The organism is Dermacoccus sp. BD5 (assembly GCF_044878485.1).
Lineage (GTDB): Bacteria > Actinomycetota > Actinomycetes > Actinomycetales > Dermatophilaceae > Dermacoccus > Dermacoccus nishinomiyaensis.
The window spans coordinates 1-2,140 of the sequence record NZ_JANJER010000034.1 but is presented as its reverse complement, the minus strand read 5'-3'; the positions used below and the strand labels follow the sequence as shown (position 1 = coordinate 2,140).

The 2,140-nt window shown below is 65.5% G+C and carries 3 protein-coding genes; 2 read left to right on the top strand and 1 reads right to left on the bottom strand.

Annotated features, from left to right (window positions below; all coding sequences use genetic code 11):
• Window positions 1–79: 79 nt before the first annotated feature.
• Both NQ706_RS13630 and NQ706_RS13625 read left to right on the top strand, forming a co-directional pair.
• Window positions 80–439: a helix-turn-helix transcriptional regulator gene (locus NQ706_RS13630; RefSeq protein ID WP_006947315.1), complete on the top strand. Its 360-nt coding sequence runs from the start codon at window positions 80–82 to the stop codon at window positions 437–439.
• The gene (locus NQ706_RS13625) at window positions 436–1,032 is read left to right on the top strand and encodes a cadmium resistance transporter (RefSeq protein ID WP_006947316.1); all 597 of its coding nucleotides are present in this window, start codon (window positions 436–438) and stop codon (window positions 1,030–1,032) included. Before NQ706_RS13630 ends, NQ706_RS13625 begins: the two co-directional genes overlap by 4 nt.
• A gap of 2 nt (window positions 1,033–1,034) precedes the next feature.
• On the opposite strand, the gene NQ706_RS13620 is transcribed toward NQ706_RS13625, so the two are convergent.
• On the bottom strand, window positions 1,035–2,093 hold the full coding sequence (locus NQ706_RS13620) for an IS630 family transposase (RefSeq protein WP_006947314.1): 1,059 nt from the start codon (window positions 2,091–2,093) through the stop codon (window positions 1,035–1,037).
• Window positions 2,094–2,140 lie beyond the last annotated feature (47 nt).

Below are 2,140 nucleotides of genomic sequence, written 5' to 3'. Positions count from 1 at the left end.
CCTAGTGTCACGCGTCTGAACTTGTTTGACGAGTTGGGTGGGGCGATTGTAGTTCAGCGGTTACTGTATCGTTCAGTGCATGCTGACTCTTGCTTCCCGCTTAGACGCCATGCAGCGTCTGGGCCGGGCGATGGCCGACCCCACGCGTTCACGGATCCTTCTGTCGCTTCTGGCGTGCCCCGCGCATCCGGCAGAGCTCGCCAACGCGCTAGACCTGACGCGCTCGAATGTGTCGAACCACCTGGGTTGCCTGCGGGACTGCGGGATCGTGGTCGCCACCCATGAGGGCCGCCAGGCCCTTTACGAGATCGCTGACCCCCACCTCGCACGTGCGCTCACCGAGCTGGTCGAGGTCAAGCTGGCCGTCGACGCGGACGCCCCCTGCCTCGACGTCGCCTGCGAGGTGCCTGGTTGCCACGACGGCAGGTCCGGCGCATGACGGCCGCGGCGCTGCTCCAAGCGATCGGGCTCTTCATCGCGACCAACATCGACGACATCATCGTGCTCTCGCTCTTCTTCGCCCGAGGTGCCGGACGCCCCGGGACGACCGCGAAGATCTTGGCCGGGCAATACCTTGGCTTCGTCGGGATCCTCGCCGCCGCACTCGTGGTGACCTTGGGGGCGGGGTGGGCGCTGCCAGAGGAGGCGATTCCCTACTTTGGGCTCATCCCCCTCGCGCTGGGTCTCTGGGCTGCGTGGGAGGTCTACCGCGGCGAGGGCGACGACGATGATGCCGCCGTGTCAGGTAAGAGCGTTGCCGTGGCGACCGTCGCCGGCGTCACCTTCGCCAACGGTGGGGACAACATCGGCGTTTACGTCCCGGTCTTCCTCAACATCAGTACTCCCGCTGTCATCACCTTCTGCATCGTTTTCCTCGTGCTCGTGGCAGTGCTGGTGGCCACCGCCAAGTTCGTCGCCACGCGTCGACCCATCGCCGAGGTCCTCGAACGGCGGGAGCACATCCTCTTCCCCATCGTCCTGATCGGACTGGGCGTCGCAATCCTCGTCGGCGGCGGCGCGTTCGGTCTCTGATGTCACGCGCCTGAACTGGTTTGACGGGTGGCGTGGGGCAGGATTTCCTCGGCGGTCTTGGTCCAGATGAATGGGTGGCAGCGCTCGTTCCAGCCGTCGATGAAGGTGCTGATCGCTGTGACGAGTTGCTTGACGCTGTCGAAGGAGCCGCGGCGGATGGCCTGTCGGGTGATGATCCCGAAGAAAACCTCGACGAGGTTGAGCCAGGACCCGCTGGTCGGGGTGAAGTGCAACGTGATCCGCGGGTGCTTGGCCAGCCACTGCTTGATGTCCTCGTGCTTGTGGGTGTGGTAGTTGTCCAGGACCACGTGCAGCTCCCGGCGCGGGTAAGCCCTGGCGACCTTCTTGAGGAAGTCGAGGAACTCGGCCTTACCGTGCCGGTCGTAGCACTGGTCGGTCACCGCACCGGTGGCTACCTCGATAGCGGCGAACAGCGTGGTGGTGCCATTGCGCTTGTAGTCGTGGGTCGCCTTCTCCGGCAAGCCTGGTCGCAGCGGCAGGATCGGCGCGGTCCGGTTCAAGGCCTGGATCTGGGACTTCTCATCCACGCACAGCACGACCGCCTTCTCCGGTGGGTTCAGGTACAGCCCGACCACGTCGCGGACCTTGGCCTCCAGCTCCGGGTCTGTGGAGAACTTGAACGTCTCCCGCCGCCATGGCTTGACCCCGTACTTGCGCCAGGCACGGGCGACGGTGGCATCCCCGATCCCCAAGTGCCTGCCCAGCAACCGCGAGGACCAATGCGTCACCCCGAGTTTGGCCGGTGGCGGCTCGAGCGTGGTGGCGATGATCACGGCATCATCGATGCGTTTCGGTCGGCCCGAACGCTCCTCGTCCTCGAGGCCAGCGAGCCCGTCGACGGCGAACCGGTCACGCCACTTGATCACAGTCGGACGCGAGACCCCGACATGCCGCGCCACTGCCGAGGTGCCCGTCCCCGCCGCGACGGCCAGCACGATCCGCGCACGCTGCGCACGTCCCGCCGGCAACGTCCGCGACCGTGTCCACGAGGTCAGGGTCGCACGGTCCTCTTCGCTGATCTCCAGCACAGGTGACGGCATATGCCATCATCCCATACTGTCAACGAATTAATGACGCGCGACACTAG

Coding starts and splice junctions, on each gene's coding strand:
- NQ706_RS13630 (WP_006947315.1), top strand. CDS start 80: ATGCTGACTCTTGCTTCCCGCTTAGACGCCATGCAGCGTCTGGGCCGG.
- NQ706_RS13625 (WP_006947316.1), top strand. CDS start 436: ATGACGGCCGCGGCGCTGCTCCAAGCGATCGGGCTCTTCATCGCGACC.
- NQ706_RS13620 (WP_006947314.1), bottom strand. CDS start 2,093: ATGCCGTCACCTGTGCTGGAGATCAGCGAAGAGGACCGTGCGACCCTG.